Origin of the sequence: Serratia sp. BW106, assembly GCF_002607755.1 — a bacterium.
Taxonomy (GTDB): Bacteria; Pseudomonadota; Gammaproteobacteria; order Enterobacterales; family Enterobacteriaceae; genus Serratia; species Serratia proteamaculans.
Window position 1 is genome coordinate 24,047 of sequence record NZ_MCGS01000018.1, and the last position, 25,601, is coordinate 49,647.

At 56.7% G+C, this 25,601-nt stretch carries 21 protein-coding genes; 10 read left to right on the top strand and 11 right to left on the bottom strand.

Translation table 11 applies throughout. The features are described 5' to 3' along the window. Positions 1-108: 108 nt before the first annotated feature. Complete coding sequence (gene uxuA / locus BEI65_RS13145; protein WP_099063721.1) at positions 109-1,302, top strand: mannonate dehydratase; 1,194 nt, start codon at positions 109-111, stop codon at positions 1,300-1,302. 167 nt (positions 1,303-1,469) lie between these two features. Here uxuA and yeiP read toward each other — a convergent pair whose 3' ends face one another. Together yeiP and mtr are read right to left on the bottom strand one after the other, a co-directional pair. Beyond that, positions 1,470-2,042, bottom strand: a complete 573-nt coding sequence (yeiP, locus tag BEI65_RS13150) for an elongation factor P-like protein YeiP (protein WP_085117648.1) — start codon at positions 2,040-2,042, stop codon at positions 1,470-1,472. 127 nt (positions 2,043-2,169) lie between these two features. After that, entirely contained in the window at positions 2,170-3,414 is a 1,245-nt protein-coding gene (gene mtr, locus BEI65_RS13155; RefSeq protein WP_099063722.1) for a tryptophan permease, read from the bottom strand. Positions 3,415-3,698: 284 nt separating this feature from the next. Here mtr and BEI65_RS13160 point away from each other — a divergent pair, with 284 nt between their 5' ends. Beyond that, the gene (locus BEI65_RS13160) at positions 3,699-3,953 is read left to right on the top strand and encodes a YkgJ family cysteine cluster protein (RefSeq protein ID WP_099063723.1); all 255 of its coding nucleotides are present in this window, start codon (positions 3,699-3,701) and stop codon (positions 3,951-3,953) included. On the opposite strand, the gene BEI65_RS13165 is transcribed toward BEI65_RS13160, so the two are convergent. The 4 genes from BEI65_RS13165 to BEI65_RS13180 all read right to left on the bottom strand — a co-directional run bounded on the left by BEI65_RS13165 (position 3,950) and on the right by BEI65_RS13180 (position 9,641). Continuing rightward, complete coding sequence (locus BEI65_RS13165; protein ID WP_099063724.1) at positions 3,950-5,128, bottom strand: sugar efflux transporter; 1,179 nt, start codon at positions 5,126-5,128, stop codon at positions 3,950-3,952. The two genes, BEI65_RS13160 and BEI65_RS13165, sit on opposite strands and share 4 nt — an antisense overlap. Positions 5,129-5,306: 178 nt before the next feature. Next, positions 5,307-7,787, bottom strand: a complete 2,481-nt coding sequence (torA, locus tag BEI65_RS13170) for a trimethylamine-N-oxide reductase TorA (protein ID WP_099063725.1) — start codon at positions 7,785-7,787, stop codon at positions 5,307-5,309. 12 nt (positions 7,788-7,799) lie between these two features. After that, a complete protein-coding gene (locus tag BEI65_RS13175; RefSeq protein ID WP_099063726.1) occupies positions 7,800-8,960 on the bottom strand; it encodes a NapC/NirT family cytochrome c in 1,161 nt (386 codons plus the stop codon). Positions 8,961-9,218: 258 nt separating this feature from the next. Beyond that, a complete protein-coding gene (locus tag BEI65_RS13180; protein WP_099063727.1) occupies positions 9,219-9,641 on the bottom strand; it encodes an NUDIX hydrolase in 423 nt (140 codons plus the stop codon). 247 nt (positions 9,642-9,888) lie between these two features. Between BEI65_RS13180 and fruB the strand changes: the two genes are divergently transcribed. The 4 genes from fruB (at position 9,889) to BEI65_RS13200 (ending at position 14,117) form a co-directional block, all read left to right on the top strand. Beyond that, positions 9,889-11,022: a fused PTS fructose transporter subunit IIA/HPr protein gene (fruB, locus tag BEI65_RS13185; RefSeq protein ID WP_099063728.1), complete on the top strand. Its 1,134-nt coding sequence runs from the start codon at positions 9,889-9,891 to the stop codon at positions 11,020-11,022. After that, positions 11,019-11,960 carry a 1-phosphofructokinase gene (gene fruK, locus BEI65_RS13190; protein WP_099063729.1) on the top strand — a complete coding sequence of 314 codons (942 nt, stop codon included), beginning with the start codon at positions 11,019-11,021 and terminating at the stop codon, positions 11,958-11,960. Before fruB ends, fruK begins: the two co-directional genes overlap by 4 nt. Before the next feature lie 11 nt (positions 11,961-11,971). Beyond that, positions 11,972-13,657, top strand: a complete 1,686-nt coding sequence (gene fruA, locus BEI65_RS13195; protein ID WP_099063730.1) for a PTS fructose transporter subunit IIBC — start codon at positions 11,972-11,974, stop codon at positions 13,655-13,657. Between the two features lie 121 nt (positions 13,658-13,778). Next, the gene (locus BEI65_RS13200) at positions 13,779-14,117 is read left to right on the top strand and encodes a type II toxin-antitoxin system RelB/DinJ family antitoxin (RefSeq protein WP_099063731.1); all 339 of its coding nucleotides are present in this window, start codon (positions 13,779-13,781) and stop codon (positions 14,115-14,117) included. A gap of 152 nt (positions 14,118-14,269) precedes the next feature. Here the strand turns inward: BEI65_RS13200 and nfo are convergent, their stop codons facing one another. After that, positions 14,270-15,109: a deoxyribonuclease IV gene (gene nfo, locus BEI65_RS13205; protein WP_099063732.1), complete on the bottom strand. Its 840-nt coding sequence runs from the start codon at positions 15,107-15,109 to the stop codon at positions 14,270-14,272. 117 nt (positions 15,110-15,226) lie between these two features. Continuing rightward, entirely contained in the window at positions 15,227-16,315 is a 1,089-nt protein-coding gene (locus BEI65_RS13210; RefSeq protein WP_099063733.1) for a YeiH family putative sulfate export transporter, read from the bottom strand. A gap of 249 nt (positions 16,316-16,564) precedes the next feature. Between BEI65_RS13210 and yieE the strand changes: the two genes are divergently transcribed. After that, positions 16,565-17,440 carry a DNA-binding transcriptional regulator YeiE gene (gene yieE, locus BEI65_RS13215; protein ID WP_099063777.1) on the top strand — a complete coding sequence of 292 codons (876 nt, stop codon included), beginning with the start codon at positions 16,565-16,567 and terminating at the stop codon, positions 17,438-17,440. 197 nt (positions 17,441-17,637) lie between these two features. Continuing rightward, positions 17,638-19,116: an amino acid permease gene (locus tag BEI65_RS13220; RefSeq protein ID WP_085117630.1), complete on the top strand. Its 1,479-nt coding sequence runs from the start codon at positions 17,638-17,640 to the stop codon at positions 19,114-19,116. Between the two features lie 66 nt (positions 19,117-19,182). On the opposite strand, the gene BEI65_RS13225 is transcribed toward BEI65_RS13220, so the two are convergent. Further along, positions 19,183-20,280: a diguanylate cyclase domain-containing protein gene (locus BEI65_RS13225; RefSeq protein WP_099063778.1), complete on the bottom strand. Its 1,098-nt coding sequence runs from the start codon at positions 20,278-20,280 to the stop codon at positions 19,183-19,185. A gap of 357 nt (positions 20,281-20,637) precedes the next feature. On the opposite strand from BEI65_RS13225, the gene BEI65_RS13230 reads away from it, so the two are divergent. Then, the gene (locus BEI65_RS13230; protein ID WP_099063734.1) at positions 20,638-21,720 is read left to right on the top strand and encodes an iron ABC transporter permease; all 1,083 of its coding nucleotides are present in this window, start codon (positions 20,638-20,640) and stop codon (positions 21,718-21,720) included. After that, positions 21,717-22,505 carry an ABC transporter ATP-binding protein gene (locus BEI65_RS13235; RefSeq protein WP_099063735.1) on the top strand — a complete coding sequence of 263 codons (789 nt, stop codon included), beginning with the start codon at positions 21,717-21,719 and terminating at the stop codon, positions 22,503-22,505. Before BEI65_RS13230 ends, BEI65_RS13235 begins: the two co-directional genes overlap by 4 nt. A gap of 37 nt (positions 22,506-22,542) precedes the next feature. Here BEI65_RS13235 and BEI65_RS13240 read toward each other — a convergent pair whose 3' ends face one another. Both BEI65_RS13240 and BEI65_RS13245 read right to left on the bottom strand, forming a co-directional pair. After that, the gene (locus BEI65_RS13240) at positions 22,543-23,481 is read right to left on the bottom strand and encodes a siderophore ABC transporter substrate-binding protein (RefSeq protein WP_099063736.1); all 939 of its coding nucleotides are present in this window, start codon (positions 23,479-23,481) and stop codon (positions 22,543-22,545) included. 67 nt (positions 23,482-23,548) lie between these two features. After that, positions 23,549-25,543, bottom strand: coding sequence for a ligand-gated channel protein (locus BEI65_RS13245; protein ID WP_099063737.1), 1,995 nt, complete (start codon positions 25,541-25,543; stop codon positions 23,549-23,551). Between the last annotated feature and the right edge of the window lie 58 nt (positions 25,544-25,601).

Here is a 25,601-nt window from a genome sequence, read left to right on the forward strand (position 1 = left end):
AAGGTGAAAGATAACTGATATCTAATTCAATTTGGTATAACAAGATTGCCAAAACTGTGCGATCTTTATCCCCTCCATAATACTGGGCGATTCTTACAAGGATAAAAAATGGAACAAACATGGCGTTGGTATGGGCCGAACGATCCTGTCTCTCTTGACGATGTGCGCCAGGCGGGTGCTACCGGCGTGGTTACTGCATTGCACCATATCCCGAATGGCGAAGTGTGGCCGATCGAAGAGATCAAGGCCCGCCAGGCGCTATTGGCAGAAAAGGGGTTGGTGTGGTCGGTAGTGGAAAGCATTCCGGTGCATGAGGAAATCAAAACCCACAGCGGCAATTATCAGCAGCATATCGCCCATTATCAGCAATCGCTGCGTAACCTCGCGGCCTGCGGCATCGACACCGTGTGCTACAACTTTATGCCAATCCTCGACTGGACGCGTACCGATCTGGAGTATTTGCTGCCGGACGGATCAAAAGCGTTACGTTTCGATCAGATTGCTTTTGCGGCTTTTGACTTGCATATTCTGCAACGCGCGGGGGCAGAGCAAGATTACACGCAGGAAGAGCAGCAGCAGGCCGCCGAGCGTTTTGCTGCCATGAGCGCTGCAGAGGTTGCCAAATTGACCGGCAACATCATTGCCGGGTTGCCGGGGGCGGAAGAGGGCTATACGCTCGACCAGTTCCGTGCCCGTCTGGCCGAGTACGATGCCATCGACAAGGCGCAACTGCGTGAAAATATGGCGGTGTTCCTGCGCGCCATTGTGCCGGTAGCGGAGGAAGTTGGTGTGCGGCTGGCGGTGCATCCGGACGATCCCCCGCGGCCGATCCTGGGGCTGCCTCGCATTGTCTCGACCATCGAGGATATGCAGTGGTTCAAGCAGACGGTCGACAGCCTTTATAACGGCTTTACTATGTGTACCGGTTCCTATGGGGTGCGTGCGGATAACGATCTGGTGCGGATGATTGAAACCTTCGGCGATCGCATCCATTTCACCCACCTGCGCGCCACTTGCCGTGAAGAAAACCCGAAAAGTTTCCATGAGGGCGCGCATCTGCAAGGCGACGTTGACATGGTGGCGGTGATTGAGGCGATCCTCTGCGAGGAGCAGCGGCGTCATCAGGCGGGCGATACCCGGCCGATACCGATGCGTCCCGATCATGGGCATCAGATGCTGGATGATTTGAAGAAAAAAACCAACCCGGGCTACTCGGCGATTGGTCGTTTGAAAGGGCTGGCAGAGCTGCGCGGGGTTGAACTGGCGCTCAAACGCCGCTTCTTCCCTGAATTGCCATCGTAAATATTTTCAGACGACGGGCAGTGTCAAATATTAGGGAGAGCGTGCCGAAGGGGTCGTAGCAGCTTTAGCTGCCGGAGCGCCCCTCGGTGCGCTAGGCCCGGGTATCTAGGACTAACGAACCACTTTGTTATAAAACACAGGGGCCATAATCGGCCCCTGAATTTCAACTAGTCAGCACGGCTCATATAGCGGCGTTCGGCAATATGAATGCGGATTTTGTCACCAGGGCTAAGATATTCCGGCACCTGAATGGTCAGGCCGGTCGCCATGGTGGCCGGCTTGTTGCGGGCACTGGCGGAGGCACCTTTGATGCCCGGCGCGGTGTCGACAATTTCCATATCCACGGTCTGTGGCAGTTCCAGCGCCAGCACCTGGCCGTCCAGTGTCAGCACCTGCATGCCCGGCAGACCAGCTTCAGGGATGAACAGCAGTTCGTCTTCGATCTGGTCTTTCTTGAAAATGTAAGGGGTGTAATCCTCATCATCCATAAACACGTATTCTTCACCGTCGATGTAAGAGAAGTTCACCTTACGGCGGGACAGGCTAATGGTGTCCAGAATATCGTCGCCCTTGAAGCGCTCTTCTACCTTCAGCCCGGTACGGACGTCAGAGAAGCGCATTTTGTACAAGGTGCTGGCACCACGTGCGCTTGGGCTCTGCACATCGATGTCTTTTACCAGCAGCAGTTTGCCGTTGTAGCTGATCGCCATGCCACGCTTAATTTCGTTAGCCTTTGCCATATAAAATAACCTGCAATAAAGAGTTTTTGGGAAGTTGCGACAAGTTACTCGCGCCGATGATTTCAGGCAAGCAGATCGAGCAAAAACAGGGGCAGAAAAGGGATGGCGGGCGCCATCCCCTGAGGTATTACTTGAAGACCGGCAACAGACCGAGCAATGCCAGCACGTGTGCGACGGCGTTGATCACCCCGAACAGAATGATAAACAGGATCATACCCCGGCCGCCGGGTGCGCGATACTGCGCTTCGGCAAAGCGACGACGACTGGCGCGCGCCATCATTGCCGGCACGATCACCGCCCAAACGGTGGCCGCCAAACCGGCGAAACCGATGGCATACAGGAAGCCGTTCGGGAACAGCAGGGCGGCGATGGTCGGCGGTGCAAAGGTCACCAGCGCGGTTTTACTGCGCCCGGCGGTGTCATCGCTGAATTTGAAAAAGTCCGCCAGATAATCGAACAGGCCCAGCGAGACCCCGAGGAACGAACTGGCCAGGGCCATATAAGAGAAGGCGCTCAATAGCTGGCCAACGGTCTGGCTGCTGGACACGTTGCCCATCTGCTTAAGCAGGCTGCCGATGTTGCCGCCTTCGGCAATCACCTGGCGAAAGGCGTCACGGGCGATGTTGCCCTGAATCACATACTGCCACAGGATGTAGATCGCCAGCGCCAGCAACGTGCCGTACACCAGGCTGCGCACCACGGCCCCGCTGTCTTTGTGGTAATACTTCACCAGCCCCGGCACGTTGCCGTGATAACCGAACGAGGTCAGCAGATAAGGCAGTGCCGCCAGGGCATAAGGCAGATAGCTGGCCTGGTCGTCACCGCGGTTGAACAGCACCGCCGGTTGCACATGAGTGAACATATCGCCCACCGACATCACAAAGGTGATCACCATACCGCCAATCAGGATAGTGCTCAGACGATCGACGGCACGGGTGGACAGCCAGACGATAAACGCCACCACGATGGCAAACACCAGCCCGGCAGTGGTTTGCCCAACGCCAACAATACCCTCCAGCGTGTGGGCGATGATCGAGCCACCGGCGGAAATATAAGCGTAGGTCAGGATATACAGTACAAAGGCGATGGAAATGCCATTAATGGCGTTCCAGCCTTTACCCAGCAGATCCTTGACGATGGTGTGGAAACTGGCCCCGCTTGGGTAATGCATTGCGGCTTCGAGGATCATCAGCCCAGAGATCAGCATGCAGGCCCAGGTATAAATCAATAGCGCGACCGAGCCGCTGAACCACACGCCAGAAGTGACAATAGGGATGGAGAACATGCCGGCGCCGACGGCGGTGCCTGCAATGATCATCGCGCCGCCAAGGACCGAAGGGCGGGAAAGCTTCTGGATGGTGTCCGCGGACATTTTTTGCTCCTGAGTGGCCGGGTTGGCCGTGAGTTCTTTTGTACTAGCTCAATGGTACAGGTGCGGTTGACGCATGTAAAGCCGTGAATGCGCTTGTTTCATGCATTAATCGGTGTGAATGGGGCGATTTGCGGCGTGTTTTTGCCCGATATGAGTGCAACCCATTAGCGGTGAAATGGGGGCGATGTAAAGATTGTTGGGCAAACCCGGATTATGCTGGCGGCGGATGAGCGCTACTGATATTGTCGCGCTTCAATTCCGCCAGCCCACCGGGAGACTTGCTGATGGACTGTCGTGCCGACTGTGGCGCCTGTTGTATTGCGCCTTCAATATCCAGCCCGATCCCCGGCATGCCCAATGGCAAGCCCGCCAATACCCGCTGCATTCATCTGAGCGAGCAACTGCGTTGCGGTCTGTTCCATTCACCGCTGCGGCCCAGGGTCTGCGGCAGCCTGCAGGCCAGCCGCGAAATGTGCCACGACCACCGTGACGACGCGTTGATTTATCTGATCAAACTGGAAGCGGATACCGCGCCCTAAGCGTCTTTGAGTTTCCACAGGCACAGCACTGCACCGACAACCATCGCCAGCGCGGAATAAAACACCGCGTGATAGCTCCAGACCTCCGCCACCACACCGGCGATGGAACCGGCAAAAATCCAGCCGACACGCGTCGTATTGGTAAACAGGGTGGTGGCCGCGCCGGCCTGTCCAGGCATCAAATCCTGAAAATAAAGCATGCCAATCCCCGCCAGCACGCCGATAAATGCCGCATTAAGCAGTTGCAGGGCGATCAATGGCCAGGTGCCGGTGATAAACAATAACCCGAAGTAAAAAAGCAGGCCTGCCACCACCGCCCAACGCATTAAAAAGCGTTTGCCGAAGCGTTTCGCCACCATGCCGGCAATCAGCATAGTCGGTATTTCCAGCCCGGCCGCCGTGCCCATCAAGATCCCGGCCAGCCTTTCCGGCAGTTGCAGCTCATGCACCATATACAGCGGCATATTGATCAGATACATGCTGTTGGCGGTCCACATAAAGGTGCAGGCCATAAACAGCAGCAGCGTATCACGACGGTTCTGTCGTGGTGCTTCCAGCGTGGTACTGGCGGCCACCGGTGTTTTGCGCATCGACGGCAGCATTTTCCACACCAGCACGCCACACAGGATAAACGCCGCGGCGGCGGCCAGGTACATCACCTTAAAACCGAATCCCAGTGCCAGTGCGAAGGCGATAGGCGGCCCGATCACCCAGGCAAGGGAAACCTGCGCCCGCAGGATCGAACTGAACATGACTGCTTCGCGACCGGTGCGGTCGGCGTGCTCGCGCGCCAGGGCGAACATCTGTGGGTTAGCGGTAGAGCCGAAACTGGTCAGCACCACGCCAACGGCCAACAACAGGTAATAATTGCGGTTCCAGGCAAACAGCACACAACCCAATGCGCCCAGCATGCAGCAGAGGAAAATCAGCGTCTTGCGGTCACCCTTTTGATCTGAGCGGCGGGCGAGAAACTGGCTGACCAAAATGCCGATCACCGCGCTGCCGGTGAAAAACAGCCCAACCATGGAGGGGCGCACATTGACTTGCGTCGCCAGAAACAGGCTCAGCGTAGGAGTCTGTAGCGCCCCGGCAATGCCGGTGAGGAACGCCACCACTAAAAAGGCCAGCGATGTGAGGTCGGGCGAGCGTCGCGTTACCGCAGTTGAAGTAGGCATAGAGGTCAGGAAATAGCCGAGAATGAGGGGTTCGCGCGCATCATACGCCCATTTATTTTAAATAAAAAGAAAGAAACAGAAACCGGTTTCACCCTGCTTAATAGGGAAATTATTTCCCTGCGCAGGGACAAAAAAAGGGGCGATATTATCATCGCCCCTGATGCTTTTGGATCTGCCGTTACGCGCCGGCTGGCACGTCGTGCGCAGTGTTTTTCAACACTTCACCCTGATACTTCTCGATCTGCAACTGGGCCATCTGCCCACAGTTCCCCTGAGCCAGGCTGGAGGAGCCGACGTCGAAGGTCAGGCAGTTGACGTTGCCGTTTTTGCACAACGAGCCCGGCTGTGACGGATCGGCCGGATCGAACCAGGCCCCTTCGCTGATACGAACCACACCAGGACGCACGTCTTCACTGACTACCGCGCCCACCAGGATCTGGCCGCGATCGTTAAAAGCACGGACCAGATCACCGCTGGCGATGCCGCGTGACTTGGCGTCTTCCGGATGGATCACAATCGCTTCCCGATCGGCTACCGCATACTTTTTACGCAGCGGCGTGTTGTCGAGCTGCGAATGCAGGCGGTTGATCGGGTGCGCGGTGTTCAGCGACAGCGGATATTTAACCGCTTCTGGCCCACGATACCATTCATGCGGCGGCATCCAGGTCGGAATACCCGGGCAGTCCAGGTATTTCATTTTGGCGATAGCGTCGGAATGGATCTCGATTTTGCCGGACGGCGTCCCCAAAGGATTGAGCAGCGGGTTTTCGCGGTAGTCGGCGAAACGCACCCATTGGGTGTTGGCCTCGGGCACCGGGAAGCGCACATAGTTATTGGATGCCCAGAACATGTCGAACGGCGGCAGGGCCACCCGGGCACCGCGCGCCTGGGTTTTCATGTCATCGTACATGCCTTTCAACCACTGAGTTTCATCTTTGCCTTCGGTAAAGGCATCCTGCACACCCAGCTTGGCCGCCATGGCCGCGAAGATATCGAAATCGCTGCGCGACTCGTGCTGTGGCTCCACGCACTGATGCATTGGGAACACGTACAGTTGCGAGTAGTCGCCGCCCATTTCCAGATCGTTGCGTTCATAGCTGGTAGTGGCCGGTAACACGATATCGGCGTGTTTGGCGGTAGCGGTCCAGTAAGGTTCGTTCACCACGATGGTGTCCGGCCGCTGCCAGGCCTTGACCAGATTGTTGGTGTCCTGGTGCTGGTGGAAGGTGTTACCCCCGGCCACATACACCATTTTAACCTCGGGATAGGTGACCTGCGCGCCATTGAAGTTAATGGTCTTGCCCGGGTTGGACAGGCATTCGGCGATACGTGCCACCGGGATCGGTGCCGGTGAGTTTTTCGGCGCATTACCGGCAGAAATACCGGAAACAATGCCGCCTTTCGCCGTCGGACTGCCGCCGGAAGAGTAGTGATAGCTGAAGCCAAAGCCGCCGCCCGGCAGGCCAATTTGGCCGAGCATCGCCGCGACGGTGACCAACAACCAGTGCTGCTGTTCACCATGATGCTGGCGCTGAATGCCCCAACCGCCCATGATCATGGTGCGGTTTTTCGCCATGTCGCGCGCCAGTTGGCGCAATACATCGGCATCGACGCCGCAAACGTCGGCGGCCCATTCGGCGGTTTTCGGCGTGCCATCGGTTTCACCCAGCAAGTAAGCCTGGAATTTGTCGAAGCCGGTGGTGTAGGTTTTCAGGAAGTCCGGGTTATGCAGCTTTTCGGTCAGCAGCGTGTGGGCGATGCCGATCAACATGGCGCCATCGGTATAAGGACGTGGGGCGATCCACTGCGCATCGATAAATTTGGCGCTGTCGTTGTGTACCGGATCGATGCTGATAACGCGGGTGCCTTTCTTCTTCAGCGCTTCAAAGCCAGTCTGGCCGTAGTGGTCCGGCACGTTCCAACTGTTTTTCAGCGTGATCATCGGGTTACAACCCCACAACACCACCAGTTGGCTGTTTTCAATCACGTTTGGCCAGGCGGTTTGCTGTTCGTAAACCTCCATGGAGCCGACCACGTGTGACATGATCACCTGCGCGGCGCCGGTAGAGTAGTCACCGGCATAACCGAGGAAGCCACCGGTCAGGTTCATCAGGCGTTGCAGCAGCGTGCGGCTGTTGTGCAGCATGCCGACGCTCTTCCAGCCATAGGAACCGGCATAGATTGACTGCGGGCCATGATCTTTTTGCAGACGGGTGATTTCACCGCAAACCAGTTCAATTGCCTTGTCCCAGCTGACTCGCACCCATTCGTCGCGGCCGCGCAGTTCGGTATGGCTACCCGGGCCGCCTTCCAACCAGCTTTTACGCACCATCGGATACTTGATGCGGTTTTCAGCATGCACCTGGTAGGGTGCCATGGTGATCAGTTCGTTCGGGTAAGGATCGTCTTTGACCGGCTGCACGCCAATCATTTTGCCGTCCTGCACTATGGCTTCAAACGCACCCCAGTGCGCACCGGTCAGAATGCCTTTCTGCGCCTGACGCAATGCTACAAATTGCGGCAGCGCCTGGCTGATGGCCTGCGCCAGCGCCGACTTGGGCCACAGGCCAGCCAGCAACGGGGCGGCGGCCAGCGCGGTGGCGCCGGTCAGGAAGCGGCGGCGGCTCATTTTTAACGCTTGTTGTTGATATTTGCTCATTTCGCTTCTCCCTTAAAGCTTGGCTGGTGCGGCTGGCTGCATGTCACTGGCATGTTTCTGCACGTATTGTGTCAGAACGCGCAGTTGTTCCTGCGTCAGCGAGGTGCGTGGAGCCATACCTTTAATTACGCCGATCCACTGGTTGGCGTTGAAGCGATCGAGGGCGGTCAGACCGTGGCAACCTGTGCAGTTGGCCGACATCATATCCGCGGTGTAGCGCCAGATTTTTTGCTGATCGTCGATCAATTGTTTACGCGGTAGCCAGACTTGCAGGGAAACCTGATGCCACACCAGCCCGGTGTCGCTATCGGTCATGGTGGTGCCGGTTTTCAGCAGTTTGCGGGCGTCTTCACCCAGCAATACGCTGAGGATACGCTTGCCCTGCGCGGCGTAGAACACTTCACTGACGCCGTCTTGCTGCCAGCCGGTGACGCTGGCCAGCACCTTGTCGCCTTCCTGCTTCACCACCTGAACTTCGGTGGATGGCATCAGGTTGCCGGCATTGTGGCTGTCGTCCGGTTTCAGGAAGAAGGGTTCAGTGGCAATGGTGTACAGCGTAGTGGCGGTCGGTGAGGTTTCGGCTGCGGCCTTCGCCAGTTCGGCGGCACCGGCCTGAGCTGCACCGCTCATGTCTGGCAGGATATGCGCCACCCCTTTATGGCAATCGATACAGGTTTCACCCTGTTTGATGGCCACCGGATGTTGGATACGCGCTTCAGGCCGCTGGGCGGTGATGTCCATGGCGTCAAAGCTGTGGCACGAGCGGCAGGTGGCGGAATCGCTTTCTTTCAGCGTTTTCCATACCGACTGTGCCATCGCCAGTTTATGCGCCTCGTATTTCTCTGGTGTATCGATGGTGCCCACCATCTCACCATAAATGTCTTTTACCGCGCGGATCTTGGTCCACAGGTAATCAAGCGGTTCGTGCGGAACGTGGCAGTCGGCGCATTCAGCGCGAATACCCTTGGTATTTTGGAAGTGAATGCTGCCCTGATACTCGGCCAGCGGTTGTTGCATGGTATGACAGGACACGCAGAAGGCGGTGTCGCTGGTTTTGTGGAATACCGTGGCGGTACCCGCCAATAATGCTGCCCCGAGGATAATCCCCAGCAGCAAAAGCCACAGCCATCCCCAGCGGTGCTTTTTTATCAAGCCAGTGAATTTATTGGTCATATTGAACCCGCTTATAATTATGAAATACCAAGGAAAACCTTGCCAAAAAAATGGCCGGCCGAGTGCCGACACACTTGAGGAAGTATAGGTATAATTAGCAATGACATCTAATACTATAGGGTTATTTTTAGCAGGAAAGCGGTCATTCGAGGGATTTTTCAGCGTTATATTCTGGGTTATATAACGCATTTTTTATGGGGCTTTATCAGTCTATGAGCAAGATCACGGACAGGGTGGAAAAACCGTGATTTTAAACAGTTACTTCGTAGGGATGTACGCCTGACCCGTCAACCAAAGATGAATGGCATTGCGGCTGGCTTCGAAATGCGGCTCCGGTAACTTGTTCGGCGAGCACCAGCGCCACTCGGCACATTTTTCCGGCTCTTTCAGTTCGGGATCACCACCGGGATGCTGGGTCAGCAAACATACGGACAGGGTATGTTTACCCTCGGCGCGCCAGGTTTGCAGATTATTGCTGATGCCGATAAAAGTGGGTGGGGCGATAATCAGCCCGGTTTCTTCGGCAATCTCACGTTGTGCACATTGTTCAATGGTTTCACCGGCATCCAGATGCCCGCCGGGGATCGACCAAAAAGGCGCGTGTTGGCCGCAGCGTTTCCCCAACAATATTTCCCCTTGGGCATTTACGATGATCACCCCTACGCCAGCCACTACAGTCATGCTTTTCTCCGTCAGCAAAGTTTCAGCACAGTATGTCATTTTACCCTCGTGACAGGTAACCCTTCAGGAAAAGTGTGCGTAAGGTCAAAAATCTATCACATCAATTTTGAGAAAACTTGCTTTCGGCCAGTGTTACTCACACACTCCTTGAAACGTTTCAGCGTTATGGGCGCGATGATTCCGTACCGATAACGCTCCTTTTTCCCAATGAAGCTGAAACGATTCAATTCAGCAGGAGAGGAGAATCATGTTCCAGTTGTCACAGCAAGATATTCACCTGGGCGCGGCTGCCGGCAGCAAGCAGGAAGCCATCCAACAGGTTGCCGCCGCACTGACCGAGGCCGGCTGTGTCAGTGCCGCCTACGTGGACGGCATGCTGCAGCGCGAGCTGCAAACCTCCACTTACCTGGGTAACGGCATCGCCATCCCGCATGGCACCACCGATACCCGCGATCTGGTGCTGAACACCGGCGTGCAAGTATTTCAATTTCCACAGGGCATTGAGTGGGGCGAAGGCCAAACCGCCTTTGTGGTGATCGGTATTGCCGCCCGTTCCGACGAACACCTGGCGCTGTTGCGCCAGCTGACACACGTACTGAGCGACGACAGCGTGGCTGAACAGTTGGCGAAAACCACCTCGGCTGAAGAGCTGCGCAGCCTGTTGATGGGCGAAAAGCTGACGGCGGAATTCCAGTTTGACGCTTCCCTGATTGCGCTCGATGTGGCCGCTGACAGCCTGATGACGCTGCAGGCGCTGAATGCCGGTCGTTTGCAGAAGATCGGTGCGGTCAACGCCCAGTTCGTCAGCGACGTCATTACCCGCAAGCCACTGAATCTGGGGCAGGGCATTTGGCTGAGTGACAGCACCGAAGGCAATCTGACCAGCGCAGCCACCCTGAGCCGCCCGGTGCAGGCATTTGACGAAGACGGCGAGAAAGTTGCGCTGTTGCTGACGCTATCGGTGGCTGACCAACAACCGCTGGCGGTGCTGAACTACCTGAGTGACCTGCTGTTGGCGAATAAAGCTGAACGCTTGCTGAACGCCGATGCCGTCACCGTGTTGGCATTGCTGACCAGTGAGGTCGAAGAAGAAAATACCACCCTGAGTGCCGAATATGTGATCCGTAACGAACACGGTCTGCATGCCCGTCCGGGCACGGCACTGGTCAACGTCATCAAGCAGTTCAGCAGTGAAATTACCGTCACTAACCTGGATGGCAGTGGCAAACCGGCCAACGGACGCAGCCTGATGAAGGTCGTGGCGTTGGGCGTGAAGAAAGGACATCACCTGCGCTTTACCGCCAAAGGTGAAGATGCTGAAACGGCGCTGAAGGCGATCGGAACGGCAATTAACGAAGGACTGGGCGAGGGCGCAGCATGAGCAGAAGAGTAGCAACAATTACCCTGAATCCGGCTTACGATCTGGTGGGCTTTTGCCCGGAGATCGAGCGCGGTGAAGTGAATCTGGTTAAAACTGCCGGCCTGCACGCCGCCGGAAAAGGCATTAACGTCGCCAAGGTGCTGAAAGACTTGGGCATTGATGTGACAGTCGGTGGCTTCCTGGGTAAAGATAACCAGGACGGCTTCCAACTGCTGTTCAGCGATCTGGGCATTGCCAACCGCTTCCAGGTGGTGCCGGGCCGTACCCGCATTAACGTCAAATTGACGGAAAAAGACGGCGAAGTGACCGATTTCAACTTCTCCGGCTTTGAGGTCACCGGCCAGGATTGGGAACGTTTCGTGACCGACTCCCTGAGCTGGCTCGGTCAGTTTGACATGGTGGCCGTGAGCGGCAGTCTGCCGGCCGGGGTTGATCCCGATGCCTTTACCGACTGGATGGTTCGTCTGCGCGCCCAGTGCCCATGCATTATTTTCGACAGCAGCCGTGAAGCCCTGGTTGCCGGCTTGAAAGCCGCGCCGTGGCTGGTAAAACCGAACCGCCGTGAGCTGGAAATCTGGGCCGGTCGCCCGTTGCCACAGCTGGCAGACGTGGTTGAGGCCGCCCATGCGCTGCGCGATCAGGGCATTGCCCACGTAGTGATTTCTCTCGGCGCAGAAGGCGCGCTGTGGGTCAACGCTTCCGGCGCCTGGATCGCCAAACCCCCGGCCTGCGAAGTGGTCAGCACCGTCGGTGCCGGTGACTCGATGGTGGGTGGCCTGATCTATGGCCTGCTGATGCGCGAATCCAGTGAACATACTTTGCGTTTGGCCACCGCCGTGGCTGCACTGGCCGTCAGCCAGAGCAACGTTGGCGTGACCGACCGTCCACAGTTGGCCGCGATGATGGCGCGTGTCGATCTGAAACCTTTTAATCAATAGCAGGAGGCAGAATGAAAACACTGCTGATGATAGACAGTTCGCTGGGGCAGGCGCGTGGTCACCTGGCGAAACGTATGCTCGGTGCTGCTGCAGCAAAAACCGACCTGACGCTGGTTGAGTCGCTGGCTGAGGCTGAACTGGTGGTGGTCGCAGGGCAAGCTGCGCCTGCTGACGCCGCGCTGAACGGCAAACGGGTTTATGTGGGTGATGTGGAACACGCGGTGCGTGAACCTGGAGCCTTCCTGACGCAGGCTATCGCCGAGGCAAAAGCCTGGCAGGCACCGGCAGCGGCTGAGCCGGTCAAAGCGGCCGGTCAAAAACGCATTGTGGCGATCACCGCTTGCCCAACCGGCGTGGCGCATACCTTTATGGCGGCAGAGGCCATTGAGAGCGAAGCCAAAAAACGCGGCTGGTGGGTGAAGGTTGAAACCCGTGGCTCCGTAGGCGCAGGCAATACCATTACGCCAGAAGAAGTGGCGGCGGCCGATCTGGTGATTGTGGCGGCTGACATCGAAGTGGATCTGGACAAGTTTGCCGGCAAGCCGATGTACCGCACTTCGACCGGTCTGGCGCTGAAGAAAACCGCGCAGGAACTGGACAAGGCGCAGGCCGAAGCCGAGATATTCCAACCGCAAAAAAGCGGTGCTCCGGCCGCAGCCGGCAAGAAGAAAGAGAGTGCCGGGCCTTATCGTCACCTGTTAACCGGCGTGTCCTACATGCTGCCGATGGTGGTGGCGGGCGGTCTGTGTATCGCACTGTCGTTCGTGTTCGGTATCAAGGCATTTGAAGTTAAAGGCACGCTGGCGGCTGCGCTGATGCAAATCGGCGGGGGATCGGCCTTCGCGCTGATGGTGCCGGTACTGGCCGGTTTTATCGCGTTCTCGATTGCTGACCGTCCGGGTCTGACCCCAGGGTTGATCGGCGGCATGCTGGCCGTGAGTACCGGGGCCGGTTTCCTCGGCGGTATCATTGCCGGTTTCCTGGCGGGTTATGTCGCCAGATTTATCAGCACCAAACTGCGTTTGCCGCAGAGTATGGAAGCGCTGAAGCCGATCCTGATCATTCCGCTGGTGGCCAGCCTGATCGTCGGTTTGATCATGATTTTCATCGTCGGTACGCCGGTGGCGAAAATCATGGAAGGCCTGACTCACTGGCTGCAGTCCCTGGGTACCGCTAACGCAGTGCTGCTGGGGGCGATCCTCGGTGCCATGATGTGTACCGATATGGGCGGCCCGGTCAACAAGGCGGCCTATGCCTTTGGCGTGGCGTTGCTGAGTTCTTCGGTGTATGCGCCGATGGCGGCGATTATGGCTGCCGGTATGGTGCCACCGCTGGCGATGGGGTTGGCTACGCTGCTGGCGCGTCGCAAGTTCGACAAGTCACAGCAGGAAGGGGGCAAAGCTGCGCTGGTGTTGGGCCTGTGCTTTATCTCTGAAGGGGCGATCCCGTTTGCTGCTCGTGACCCGATGCGCGTGTTGCCTTGCTGCATCGCCGGTGGTGCATTGACCGGTGCGCTGTCCATGGCGTTTGGTGCCAAGCTGATGGCACCACACGGCGGGCTGTTTGTGCTGTTGATCCCTGGTGCTATCACCCCGGTGCTGCTGTATCTGGTGGCGATTATCGCCGGTACGCTGTTGGCGGGCGTGTCTTACGCGGTGCTGAAACGTGCTGACGTCCCGGCGGCTAGCGTGGCTTAACCTTTACGCGGGCAATAAAAACCACCTCAAGGGACCCTATGGGTCCCTTGTCTATTCCTGCATCTTAAGATTGTTTTAATGGTCTCGCGTGACTACAATGTGACTACAAATGTAGGGGGTAATGATGGAAACTTATGTACGTGCTCGCATCGACACTGATCTTAAAGATGCCGCAACCGCTGTTTTGAAAGATTGCGGTCTGACGGTCAGTGCAGCCTTTAGAATATTTCTGAGTGAAGTCGTTGCAACCAAGGCTATGCCAATAGAAATAAAGGCCCATACGCCTAACGCACGCCTTCGTGCGGCCATTGAAGAAGCTGATGCTCTAGCGGCAGGAAAGCCGGACCACTTTAATAGTGTTGAATCCATGATGGAGAGCCTGAAAGTTGGTAAAAAAACCACTATCGAAAGCCAAGACCAAGGCAAAAGCAGCGAGGGCGGCGCGTCCAGCGGGGATTAGGCCGCGAAAATTGGACTACACATCCCGTTTTGACAAAGATTGGGCACGCATGCTGAATTATTCAAATGAACCACTCCGTTAGCAGGACGCGCTAGAGTCACCCCCACTCAGTCAGCCTATTGCTCACCGGGGGGGGGGGGTGACCCACACAACTACTGCTGAGCTTTCAGCCAGGCGATCTCTTCCGCCCAGATATCCGGGTTCACCGTTTCCAGGATCAGCGGGATATTGTCGAAACGCGCGTCGCGCATGATGTAGCTGAACACCGTTTTACCGATGTTGCCCTCACCCAGGCTGTGGTGCCGATCGACGCGGCTGTTGAATGCGCTCTTGGCGTCATTCAGGTGCATACCGCGCAGATAGTTGAAGCCCACCACCTCACCCAGCTCTTTAAAGGTCTGTTCGCAGGTTTCCTCGGTACACAGGTCGTAACCGGCGGCAAAGGCGTGGCAGGTATCGATGCAGACGCCGACGCGGCTTTTATCTTCCACGCCGTCGATGATCGCCGCCAAATGTTCAAACTTAAAGCCCAGATTACTGCCCTGACCGGCGGTGTTTTCAATCACTGCCGTCACGCCGGTGGTTTTATCCAGCACCAGGTTGATGGATTCGGCGATACGCGCCAGGCATTTGTCTTCGTCAATTTGCAGCAGATGGCTGCCAGGGTGGAAGTTCAGCAGCGTCAGCCCCAGTTGCTCGCAGCGTTGCATTTCATCAAGAAAGGCTTCACGGGATTTTTCCAATGCCTCGGTCACCGGGTGGCCGAGATTAATCAGGTAGCTGTCGTGCGGCAGGATCTGCCCAGGGCCGTAACCGTATTGCGCACAGGCGCTTTTAAACTTATCAATCACGTCAGCAGGCAGCGGGGCGGCCTTCCATTGACGCTGATTTTTAGTGAACAGGGCGAATGCGGTCGCCTCTAATTCGTGCGCGCGGATCACTGCTTGATCCACGCCGCCTGACGCGCTGACATGTGCACCGACAAACTTCATTTTCATTCTCCTGTGTAATCGGCGTCATTATGGCATTGATAGCGGAAGGATTGAATGGCTGGAAAAGTTCAGGCCCGCGATGGCGGGCCTGAGGTCGGAAAACAACGGCGGAGATAATCAGAGGAAATGTTGCACCAGCAGGTTAATCACAGTACCGCCAACAATCAGCCAGATGAACAACAGGGTGGCCAGCAGAATCGGTTTGATCCCTGCCTGACGCACTGCGCTGATGTGGGTGGTTAGCCCCAGCGCCGCCATCGCCATCGCCAGCATCCAGGTATCGGCGGTAATCAGGTGTTTCACCAGTGTCGCCGGGATCATGTCGAATGAGTTCAGCCCGGCTACGGCGATAAACAGCACGGCGAACCAGGGAATGGTGATGGCGGATTTTTCTGCCTTCTCCCCAGTGTTTTCGGTGCTACGGCTGCGGCTGATAAACCCGGAGAGCACGACCAGGAAGGGTGCCAGCATCATCACGCGGATCATTTTGGAGATCACCGCGGCATTTTCGGCATCCGGCCCGATGGCATGCCCGGCGGCGACGACCTGTGCCACTTCGTGGATGGTCGAACCGGTAAAGATACCGAAAGTTTCCTGATTAAACGGCAGCCACTGGAATTGCTCATTCAGATGGTACAGCCATGGGTAGGCGAAGATCGCCAGTGTGCCGAACACCACCACGGTGCTGACTGCGACGGCCACTTTATTGGCATCGGCTTTCAATACCGGCTCGGTCGCCATGACCGCGGCCGCACCGCAGATGCTGCTGCCGGCACCGATCAGCATGGTGGTGTGACTGTCGAGGCCAAACACCCTTTTGCCCAACCAGCAGGCCAGCAGGAAAGTGGTGGTTAGCGTCAAGGCATCAATGATGATGCCGGTAGTGCCCACGTCGGCAATTTGCTGGAACGTCAGACGGAAGCCGTAAAGGATAATACCGAGACGCAGCAGGCGCTGTTTGGCAAATTGAACGCCGCCATGGCAGCTTGGTTGCAACCAGGGATACAGCGTATTGCCCACCACAATGCCGAGTAAAATCGCCAGCGTCAGCGCCCCTAATCCCAATCCGGCTACCCAGGGAATATCACCGACCCATACCGCCAACGCGGTGATGGCACCGGTCAACAACAGCCCGGGGACCAGGTGAGGTATACCGAACAGGGGGAATTGTCGGGTTGGGAAATTGTGTGTGGTATTGGTCGCCATAAGTCAGCCCTTTTATTCAAAATCTTGAGCACAGACTACGTTCTGGCAGCATAAAAGAGAAATTGATTATATGGTTATAACCTATCTGAATAAGTGGTTAGTCGACCTGGCTGGCTTTCATGCTGATTTCTGCAAACGTGGTACCATTAATGTTATTCACCCTGTGCGTTGTTGCCGGTCAGCAGCGCAGATTTTGCATTAATTTCAGTGACTTTTTTCGATGTCACCTTTGATCAATACCGAGACGCTATGCATATCACCTTACGTCAATTGGAAGTTTTTACCGAAGTGCTTAAAAGCGGTTCGACCACGCAGGCCTCGGTGGTTCTGGCGTTATCACAATCGGCGGTCAGCGCAGCGCTGGCCGATCTGGAAGGGCAGTTGGGCGTGCAGTTATTCGATCGCGTGGGGAAGCGTTTGGTCATTAATGAGCACGGCCGGTTGCTGTATCCGAAGGCCCTGGCGCTTCTGGAGCAGGCGGGCGAGATTGAACAGCTGTTCCGCCATGACGGCGGTGCGTTGCGCATCGGTGCCAGCAGCACCATCGGCAACTATATGCTGCCGGAGATGATCGCCCATTATCGGCATGACTTCCCCGCTTCACCGTTGGAACTGAACGTCGGTAACAGCCAGGACGTGATTAGCGCGGTTGCGGACTTTCGGGTCGATCTGGGGTTGATTGAAGGCCCTTGCCATATGCCGGAACTGATCACTCTGCCGTGGCTGGAAGATGAGTTGGTGGTGTTTGCCGCGCCGGACAACCCGCTGGCCGGGCAGCCGCTGACTCTGGAGATGTTGGCTACCGCTCCCTGGATCCTGCGTGAAGGCGGCTCGGGTACGCGCGAGGTGCTGCATCACCTGCTGCTGGCGCACTTGCCGCACTTCCAGTTGGTGATGGAACTGGGCAACTCGGAAGCGATCAAGCACGCGGTACGCCACGGCATGGGGATCAGCTGTCTGTCGCGGCGGGTGATCGGCGAACAGTTGGACAGCGGGGTGCTGGTGGCACTGAATGTGCCGTTGCCGCCTCTGATGCGGACCCTTTATCTGATCCATCACCGGCAAAAGCATCTCTCCAACGCGCTGCAGCGTTTCCTCGGCTACTGCGGGTTTCAGCCCCAATGACGTCTCTGTCAGGAGAAACAAAGCATAAAAATCTGCTCCCTGTCACATTAATGACAGTAAGTAAGGTATTGTGGCCCGTTGCTAATAATTAGCCCTGAATTATGAAGCTATCTTATATCAGTGCAATGTTACTAGTTCGCCGGTGGGTATTTGTTACAATCCGCCCTCATTTTTTTTGACCAGCAGATAGGGTAAGAATGGCTCAGCAGGATATAAAAACATCGGGGCAACCAGCACCCGGATTGCGCCGCGAGCTGAAAGCTCGGCACTTAACCATGATTGCTATTGGTGGCTCTATTGGCACCGGTCTGTTTGTCGCCTCTGGCGCTACGGTTTCTCAGGCCGGTCCGGGCGGGGCACTGCTGTCCTACGCGCTGATCGGGTTGATGGTTTACTTCCTGATGACCAGTCTGGGCGAATTGGCAGCTTTTATGCCGGTCTCCGGCTCGTTCTCTACCTACGGTGCCAAATACGTAGAAGAAGGCTTTGGTTTCGCGCTGGGCTGGAACTATTGGTACAACTGGGCGGTGACCATCGCCGTTGACCTGGTGGCTTCACAGCTGGTGATGACCTACTGGTTCCCGGACGCGCCAGGCTGGATCTGGAGCGCACTGTTCCTTTGCCTGATGTTCCTGTTGAACTACATTTCGGTTAAAGGTTTCGGTGAAGCGGAATACTGGTTCTCGCTGATCAAAGTGACCACCGTCATTATCTTTATCGGTATCGGTGTGCTGATGATCTTCGGCATCCTCAAAGGAGGGGAGCACGCAGGCTGGCAGAACTGGACCATAGGCGACGCGCCGTTTGCCGGAGGGTTCTCGGCAATGATAGGCGTGGCGATGATAGTGGGCTTCTCGTTCCAGGGCACCGAGCTTATCGGTATCGCGGCCGGTGAGTCGGAAAACCCGGGCAAAAACATCCCGCGCGCGGTGCGTCAGGTGTTCTGGCGTATCCTGCTGTTCTATATCTTTGCCATCCTGATTATCAGCCTGATCATTCCTTATACCGATCCGAGCCTGCTGCGTAACGATGTGAAAGACATCAGCGTCAGCCCGTTCACGTTGGTATTCCAGCACGCCGGTCTGCTGTCGGCGGCGGCGGTGATGAATGCGGTGATCCTGACGGCGGTACTGTCCGCCGGTAACTCCGGGATGTATGCTTCCACCCGCATGCTGTTTACTCTGGCATCGGAAGGTAAAGCGCCACGTATCTTTGCCAAACTGTCGAAGGGTGGGGTGCCACGCAACGCGTTGTACGCGACTACCGTGGTGGCGGGCCTGTGCTTCCTGAGCTCGATGTTCGGCAACCAGTCGGTTTATCTGTGGCTGCTGAATACTTCAGGCATGACCGGCTTTATCGCCTGGTTAGGGATTGCCATCAGCCATTACCGCTTCCGTCGTGGCTATATGATCCAGGGGCGCGATCTCAACGATCTGCCGTACCGTTCCGGCTTCTTCCCGCTGGGGCCGATCTTTGCCTTTGTCCTGTGCCTGGTTATCACGCTGGGACAGAACTATCAGGCGTTCCTGCAAGACCGGATCGATTGGTACGGTGTGACGGCCACCTATATCGGTCTGCCGCTGTTCCTGATTATCTGGTTCGGCTACAAGCTGACGCGCGGCACCCGTGTCGTGAAGTACAGCGAAATGGAATTCCCGAAAATGGACGTGAACTAACCCCGATCTTTAGCCTGTGAATTTCAAGCTGCAGCCGATCGCCTGGCTGCAGCTTGAAACGTCGTGCTACTCCTTTCTGTTGACCACCAGCGCTTGCTGCGCCGCCGCCATCAGGCTTTCAACCGTTTGATAATCCTGCGTTAACGCCAGTACACCGCTATTCAACTGCAGCGTCACCTCACCGAATGCACCAAAGTCGTATGGCACCTCCAACGGGGGAACGATACGCGCCAAAAATTCCCCTTCGGAACCGTAAGGCAGGCCGTGCACCAGGATCAGAAACTGACCACCGCTATAGCGACAGACAAAATCGCTGGGGCGAACCAGCATTTTCAGGCGTTCGCCAATGGTGCGTAACACGTCATCGCCGATCAGCACGCCGTGGCTTTGGTACAGCGCTGCCAGTGGGGTGAATTCGATCATAAACAGATGAGAAAGTGGGTGGATGGTGGGAGAGGGGCTACAAATTTCCTGCATCACCGCTTCGCCGCCAGCCCGGTTGAGGAAGCCGGTCAAATGATCGCGCTGGGCCGCTTGCTCTTTTTCTGCAGTCAGCGTGACCTGCTGTGCCGCCTGACGATGGTAAAACGCGATCAATCCATGGGCCAGCAGCAACCACAGCGGAATGATATCCGCCAGTAAAAACAGATTTTGCACGCGTGACAACGGCGCGGCCAGCAGATAGGGCAGCGTCAGCAGCATCACCTCCAGCAAGGCAAAGCGCGGTGCGGCGGCGTGGCGCTGTATCAGCCAGAACGCCAGCGCGGTAATCAACAGGCCGGCGAACAGGATCAGAACCATGCGACCAGACAGCATCGCCAGCAGGGCAATGGCTCCCACCAGGGCGCACCAGAGCAGCACCGTTACCAGCATGGCGGTTGGCCTGCGGGGGGGACTGACGCGCGCCAGCCACCAGCGCACGCCGGTCAGCAGGACCAGCAACACCAGCAGTGCTGCACCAATGGTCATATGGCTCAGCCAGGCATAAGCCAACAGCAGCAGCGCCACTCCGGCGGCATTCAGCCAGGGGGTGACTGGCGAAGGCACCAGGGTCAGCCGCATCTGGCGTTGGAATTGGGCGTCATCAGCCTGCTGCGGGCTTTGTACCAGCCAGTGCAGCAAGGCGGGCTTTTTAGGCGTTAAGGTTTGGGTTCGACTTCTCAATGCAGCCTCTTTCATCGGGGCCCTGCCAACAGGCCAAAATATCCGGTCTGGCGCGGTGAACACGCCATTTACCGGTCTGGTTTTGGATTCTATGTGGTTTCGTTGCAATTTGTCACAGCCGGACGGAGTGAGGCGAAACTTTCGGATTTATTAACCCTGTCCGCTAACCACGGCTTGTCAGACCTGTTTGGTTAATCACCTTATAAAATAAAGCGTTACATATTCACATGGCGGGTAATAGCTATTGATATGATTGATAAGTATTATCGTTTGCTTTATTGTTACCGGCTGCTTATCAGGTTCAAGCGGCCGTCTGGCACACCGCTATGGTCATCGTCGTAACAGGTATCCGAAATAATGAGCGTATCCACCGATCCTCTGTCTGACGCCAAGGGGCAACCCGACGTCAACGTTATGGGGCGTTATCACCATATTCTCCGCCACCGTTTATTGATGATGGGGGTGTTGGCATTGGCGATTTTGGGGTCGCTGCTGCTGGATTTTACCCTGGGGCCCTCAGGCCTTTCGTTGTCCTCGCTGTGGCAAACGCTGATTGATCCTGCGACGGCCGATGCCGGAACGCGGGTGATCGTCTGGGATATCCGCCTGCCATATGCCCTGATGGCGGTGGTGGTGGGCTTTGCGCTTGGCCTGGCCGGTGCCGAAATGCAGACCATCCTGAATAACCCGCTGGCCAGCCCCTTTACCCTGGGGGTGTCTTCTGCTGCGGCTTTCGGCGCGGCGCTGGCCATCGTGTTGGGGATTGGCGTACCGGGCATTCCCGACCAGTGGTTTATTTCCGCCAATGCGTTTGTTTTCGCCCTGTTCGCCGCGCTGATGCTGGACGGTATTACGCGCTGGACGCGGGTTGCCACCTCCGGGGTGGTGCTGTTTGGCATTGCGCTGGTGTTCACCTTTAACGCGCTGGTTTCCATGATGCAGTTTATTGCCAGCGAAGACACGCTGCAGGGACTGGTGTTCTGGACCATGGGCAGCCTGGCGCGCGCCTCATGGGACAAGCTGGGTATCCTGCTCGGAGTATTCGCCGTGCTGCTGCCGTTGTCGATGATGAGCTCATGGAAACTGACCGCGCTGCGTCTGGGTGAAGATCGGGCGGTGAGCTTTGGTATCGACGTGCGTCGTCTGCGTCTGACTACCTTGCTGCGTATCAGTATTCTTTCCGCATTAGCGGTGGCGTTTGTCGGGCCTATCGGTTTTATCGGCCTGGTGGCGCCGCATATCGCCCGAATGATTTTCGGTGAAGATCACCGTTTCTATCTGCCGGCCAGTGCGCTGATTGGTGCGCTGGTGTTGTCGATGGCTTCCGTAGTGTCGAAAAACCTGATCCCGGGGATCATCATCCCGGTGGGTATCGTCACCTCGCTGGTGGGCGTGCCGTTCTTCCTGAGTATTATTCTGCGTCATCGGGGGAATGTATGAGTCAGGGATTACGCATTGAGCATTTTTCTGCCGGTTATCCGAAGCGTCAGGTGATCAGCAATCTGGCGGTCCCGATGTTATCTCGCGGTCAAATCACCGTGCTGTTGGGGCCGAACGGCAGTGGAAAGTCGACGCTGCTGCGTTCATTGGCGGGGTTAAACCCGGCGCAGGGGCAACTGTGGCTGGATGATACCGATTTAATGCAGATGCCTTTTGCCCGCCGGGCTGAAAAGGTGGTGTATCTGCCGCAATCGTTGCCTGCCGGGGTGCATCTGCACGTGCTGGAGTCGATCATTGTGGCGCAACGCGCTTCAGGCGGCCGCAGCAACGCCGGCAGCGAGGCCGAGGTGATGGCGCTGCTCGAGCAGCTTGGCATCGCCCATTTGGCGCTGAGCTATCTTGATCAGCTCTCCGGTGGGCAGAAACAGTTGGTCGGGTTGGCACAGTCGCTGATCCGCCAGCCCTCGCTGTTGTTGCTGGATGAGCCGCTGAGCGCGCTCGATCTCAACTACCAGTTCCACGTGATGGATCTGGTGCGTAAAGAGACGCGTAAACGCAATATCATCACGGTGGTAGTGGTGCATGACATCAATATTGCCCTGCGTCATGGTGACCACGTACTGATGCTGCAGAATGGCGAATTGATTGCCGACGGTGCGCCGGAAGAGGTGATTACGCCGCAGAGTCTGGCACGGGTGTATGGCGTACGCGGGCGGATTGAGCGTTGTTCGCAAGGGACACCGCAGGTGTTGATCGACGGCCTGGTGAACCAGCCGGTGGTTTGATATCAGGAAGGCCCGGTGATCGCCGGGCCTTTTACTATTACTTCTTGTTCAGCGCGTCGGCGACGCGTTCGACGATATGCTGACTGGTGATAATACCGCCAGACAGATAGACCTCAGCCGCCGGTAAATAAACCACCTGACCTTTCTTCACCGCCACGGTGTTTTTCAGTGCGGTAGTGGTGAGTATCTTCTGCGGAGCAACCGCATTCGGACGGCCGGTTGCCGCATCGCGATCGATGATAAACAGCCAGTCCGGGTTCAGTTTAGCCACCTGCTCAGGCGACAGCTTGTTGCCGCGAACATCGGGGTTTTCGCTCTGTAACGCCGAAGGGAATCCGAGCGCATCGTAGGTAAAGCTGAAACGGCTCTTAGGCGCATAAACGCTGATTTTCCCGCCAGAGAACAACACCACCAGGCCACGCCCGGCTTTTGCCACTTGCGGTTTGACCGCTGCAATTTCAGCGTCCAGTTTGTCGACCGCGGCCTGTGCCTGCGGCTGTTTATCGAACAACTCACCCAACTGCAGCGTCCGTTGCTTCAGGCTGCCCAGTTGATCTTGCGGATCAATCGCCATATTCAACGTTGGCGCGATACCACTCAGTTCGCTATAGGCCTTGGAAGAGCGACCGGCGATCAGGATAAGATCCGGTTTGGCTGCGCGCAGCGTGGCCATGTCCGGTTCAAACAGGGTACCGGCGTTGAGGTATTTGGCATCCTGATACTGCTTCAGGCTATCCGGCAGCATGGTGCGGTTGCCCGGCAGTGCCAGCGGCTCGACGCCCAGCAGTTGCAGGGTTTCCAGCGAAGCGTAGTCCAGCACCACCACGCGTTGCGGGTGTTTTTTCACTTCTGTGTTGCCGCTAAGATGTTGAAAGTTGACCGTTGCCGGGGCCGCAGTGTGGGGCTGACTGTTGCAGCCTGCCAGCGCCATACAGGCCAGCAGGGCGATAACCATGGGGGAACGACGTAATGTCATTAAGGCTTCCTCGGGTGGGAGAGTGACAAAAAGGGCGCGCAGTTTGAAGTGCGCGCCCGGTGTGGCATCAGAAGTTGTAAGTCATGCCGACGGTGTAGCGGCGACCATCCAGTACGGTGTTGTAGTGATCGTAATCCACGGTTTTGTCGAGGATGTTGTAGACACCACCGGTAACCTGCAGGTTTTTATTGGCCTTATAGCTCAGACCGGCATCGACAAAGGTGTAAGACGGCGTGCTCTTGGCCATTGACGTCCGGCTTAAATAATCTGAAGTCTTGCTGCGGAAGTTCACGCGTGACCACAGGCTGACGTCTTGTGTGGCCTGCCAATCCAGCACGCTGTTAACCATATGTTTTGGCATCTGGTTCAGCGGCTTGCCCTGGAAATCTCCGCTTTTCTGTTCGGACGAGGTATAGGTATAGTTGGTGGTCCACTCCCAGTCCTTGGTGATTTCCCAGCCGAAGGTGGCCTCTACGCCGCGCATATTGGCTTTATCAACGTTAGTGCGGTCACTGATAAAGTAGTAAGGCGTATTGCCGATCATGCATTGTGCGTCGCCATCACCGCTGTCACAGCGACGGACTTCGGTGATCTTGTCTTTGAAGTCGGTGTTGAACAGGGTTACGCCGGCGTTCAGGCCCCGTTGGTTATCCCACATCACGCCGATCTCTTCGCTCAGGCTCTTCTCTGGCTGCAGGTCCGGGTTGCCGATAATGATTGAGGTGCGTCCACCACCGGTGATTTGTCCCCAGTTGGCAGAGGATTGGCGCAGGTCTGGTGACCGGTAGCCGGCGGAAACGCCGCCTTTCAGCGTAAATTCCTCGGTCAGGTGCCAGACGCCGTACATGCGCGGTGTCCAGTGGCTGCCGTAGTTCTGGTCCTGATCCATACGGATGCCGCTGGTCAGGCTGAAGTCGTTGGTCATTGCCCATTCGTCTTCGGCAAACAGCGCCCAGCTCCAACGGGTCAGCTTATTCAAGCCATCTGCCGCTTCCAACTGATTGCCTTCGTCACTCAATTTTTCGTAACGATATTGACCACCCAGGCTCAGCATATGGGCGCCGAGATCAAACTGGGTTTGGGTATTGAGGATGGTGTTATACATCTTCATTTTGCGGCCCGGATTATTGTTTTCTTCGTGCTGAATGTAACTGGTGGTGTTGCCGAAGTCGTAATAACCGTTATGCGTCAGTGCATAGTTGGTACGGGCGTAAAGGCTGTCACTGGCGGTGTTTGGCGTACATTTGTTATTGCGACAGTTTTCGGCCGCCATGGATTTACCTGGCGTGCTGTTACGGTCCTGCAGCGAGCGGCCAACTTCAAAGTCGAATTCGTTTTTATCATCCGGTGTCAGGCTAAATACCGCAGTGCCGCTGCGCATGCGCTGTTCGTTAAAGCCGTTGAGGATTTGGTCCTCGGCACGACGCGACAGCAGGCCGTTGACCCGCAGGCCCAGCAAGCCTTCAATCAGCGGGCCGGAGGCGTAGGCGTTGGTCTGGAAAATATCACCGGAGTCGCTACGTTCCTGGAAGGTGGCATCGCCGTGCAGTGAGCCTTTCCATTCGTTCCTGGAGGTCTTGCGGGTGATCACGTTGATCACGCCGCCCATGGCGTCGGAACCATACAGTGAGGACATAGGGCCGCGTACCACTTCAATACGCTCAATCGCTTCCAGCGGTGGCAGCCAGCCCTGTTCGATGCCGGAGTTATCGCTGTTCGGGCGAGTGCCACGCGTGTCCACGCGCTTGCCATCCACCAGGATCAGGGTGTATTTGGAGGACATGCCGCGGATGCTGATATCGCTGCTGCTGGCCCCGCCGGTGACTACCACGCCCGGCACGTCTTTCAACGCGTCGGTAATATCGCGATAGGCTTTGTCTTCAATCTGTTGACGTGGGATCACCGAGATAGAGGCGGCGGAGTCCTGGATTTTTTGCTGGAAACCGGAGGCGGTCACCACCATGGTGTCCTGTGCGTCATTCTGGGGTGCGGCGAACGCGCCAGCGCTGCCGAGTGAAGCAATAATCAGTGCGGTGAGCTGGTTATAACGTGGCTTTTCCATGAGGCAAACCTTTCCTGGTCTGATGTAAATCGACAAAGTGTCGTTTTAACGGTTTGAA

Bases quoted from the DNA above. Each gene is read 5' to 3' on its own strand.
- mtr (WP_099063722.1), bottom strand. From the start codon at position 3,414: ATGTCCGCGGACACCATCCAGAAGCTTTCCCGCCCTTCGGTCCTTGGC.
- BEI65_RS13180 (WP_099063727.1), bottom strand. From the start codon at position 9,641: ATGACTGTAGTGGCTGGCGTAGGGGTGATCATCGTAAATGCCCAAGGG.
- uxuA (WP_099063721.1), top strand. From the start codon at position 109: ATGGAACAAACATGGCGTTGGTATGGGCCGAACGATCCTGTCTCTCTT.
- yieE (WP_099063777.1), top strand. From the start codon at position 16,565: ATGCATATCACCTTACGTCAATTGGAAGTTTTTACCGAAGTGCTTAAA.
- BEI65_RS13230 (WP_099063734.1), top strand. From the start codon at position 20,638: ATGAGCGTATCCACCGATCCTCTGTCTGACGCCAAGGGGCAACCCGAC.
- BEI65_RS13235 (WP_099063735.1), top strand. From the start codon at position 21,717: ATGAGTCAGGGATTACGCATTGAGCATTTTTCTGCCGGTTATCCGAAG.
- BEI65_RS13165 (WP_099063724.1), bottom strand. From the start codon at position 5,128: ATGCCTACTTCAACTGCGGTAACGCGACGCTCGCCCGACCTCACATCG.
- yeiP (WP_085117648.1), bottom strand. From the start codon at position 2,042: ATGGCAAAGGCTAACGAAATTAAGCGTGGCATGGCGATCAGCTACAAC.
- BEI65_RS13240 (WP_099063736.1), bottom strand. From the start codon at position 23,481: ATGACATTACGTCGTTCCCCCATGGTTATCGCCCTGCTGGCCTGTATG.
- BEI65_RS13220 (WP_085117630.1), top strand. From the start codon at position 17,638: ATGGCTCAGCAGGATATAAAAACATCGGGGCAACCAGCACCCGGATTG.
- BEI65_RS13210 (WP_099063733.1), bottom strand. From the start codon at position 16,315: ATGGCGACCAATACCACACACAATTTCCCAACCCGACAATTCCCCCTG.
- BEI65_RS13245 (WP_099063737.1), bottom strand. From the start codon at position 25,543: ATGGAAAAGCCACGTTATAACCAGCTCACCGCACTGATTATTGCTTCA.
- fruB (WP_099063728.1), top strand. From the start codon at position 9,889: ATGTTCCAGTTGTCACAGCAAGATATTCACCTGGGCGCGGCTGCCGGC.
- nfo (WP_099063732.1), bottom strand. From the start codon at position 15,109: ATGAAGTTTGTCGGTGCACATGTCAGCGCGTCAGGCGGCGTGGATCAA.
- fruK (WP_099063729.1), top strand. From the start codon at position 11,019: ATGAGCAGAAGAGTAGCAACAATTACCCTGAATCCGGCTTACGATCTG.
- fruA (WP_099063730.1), top strand. From the start codon at position 11,972: ATGAAAACACTGCTGATGATAGACAGTTCGCTGGGGCAGGCGCGTGGT.
- BEI65_RS13175 (WP_099063726.1), bottom strand. From the start codon at position 8,960: ATGACCAATAAATTCACTGGCTTGATAAAAAAGCACCGCTGGGGATGG.
- torA (WP_099063725.1), bottom strand. From the start codon at position 7,787: ATGAGCAAATATCAACAACAAGCGTTAAAAATGAGCCGCCGCCGCTTC.
- BEI65_RS13200 (WP_099063731.1), top strand. From the start codon at position 13,779: ATGATGGAAACTTATGTACGTGCTCGCATCGACACTGATCTTAAAGAT.
- BEI65_RS13160 (WP_099063723.1), top strand. From the start codon at position 3,699: ATGGACTGTCGTGCCGACTGTGGCGCCTGTTGTATTGCGCCTTCAATA.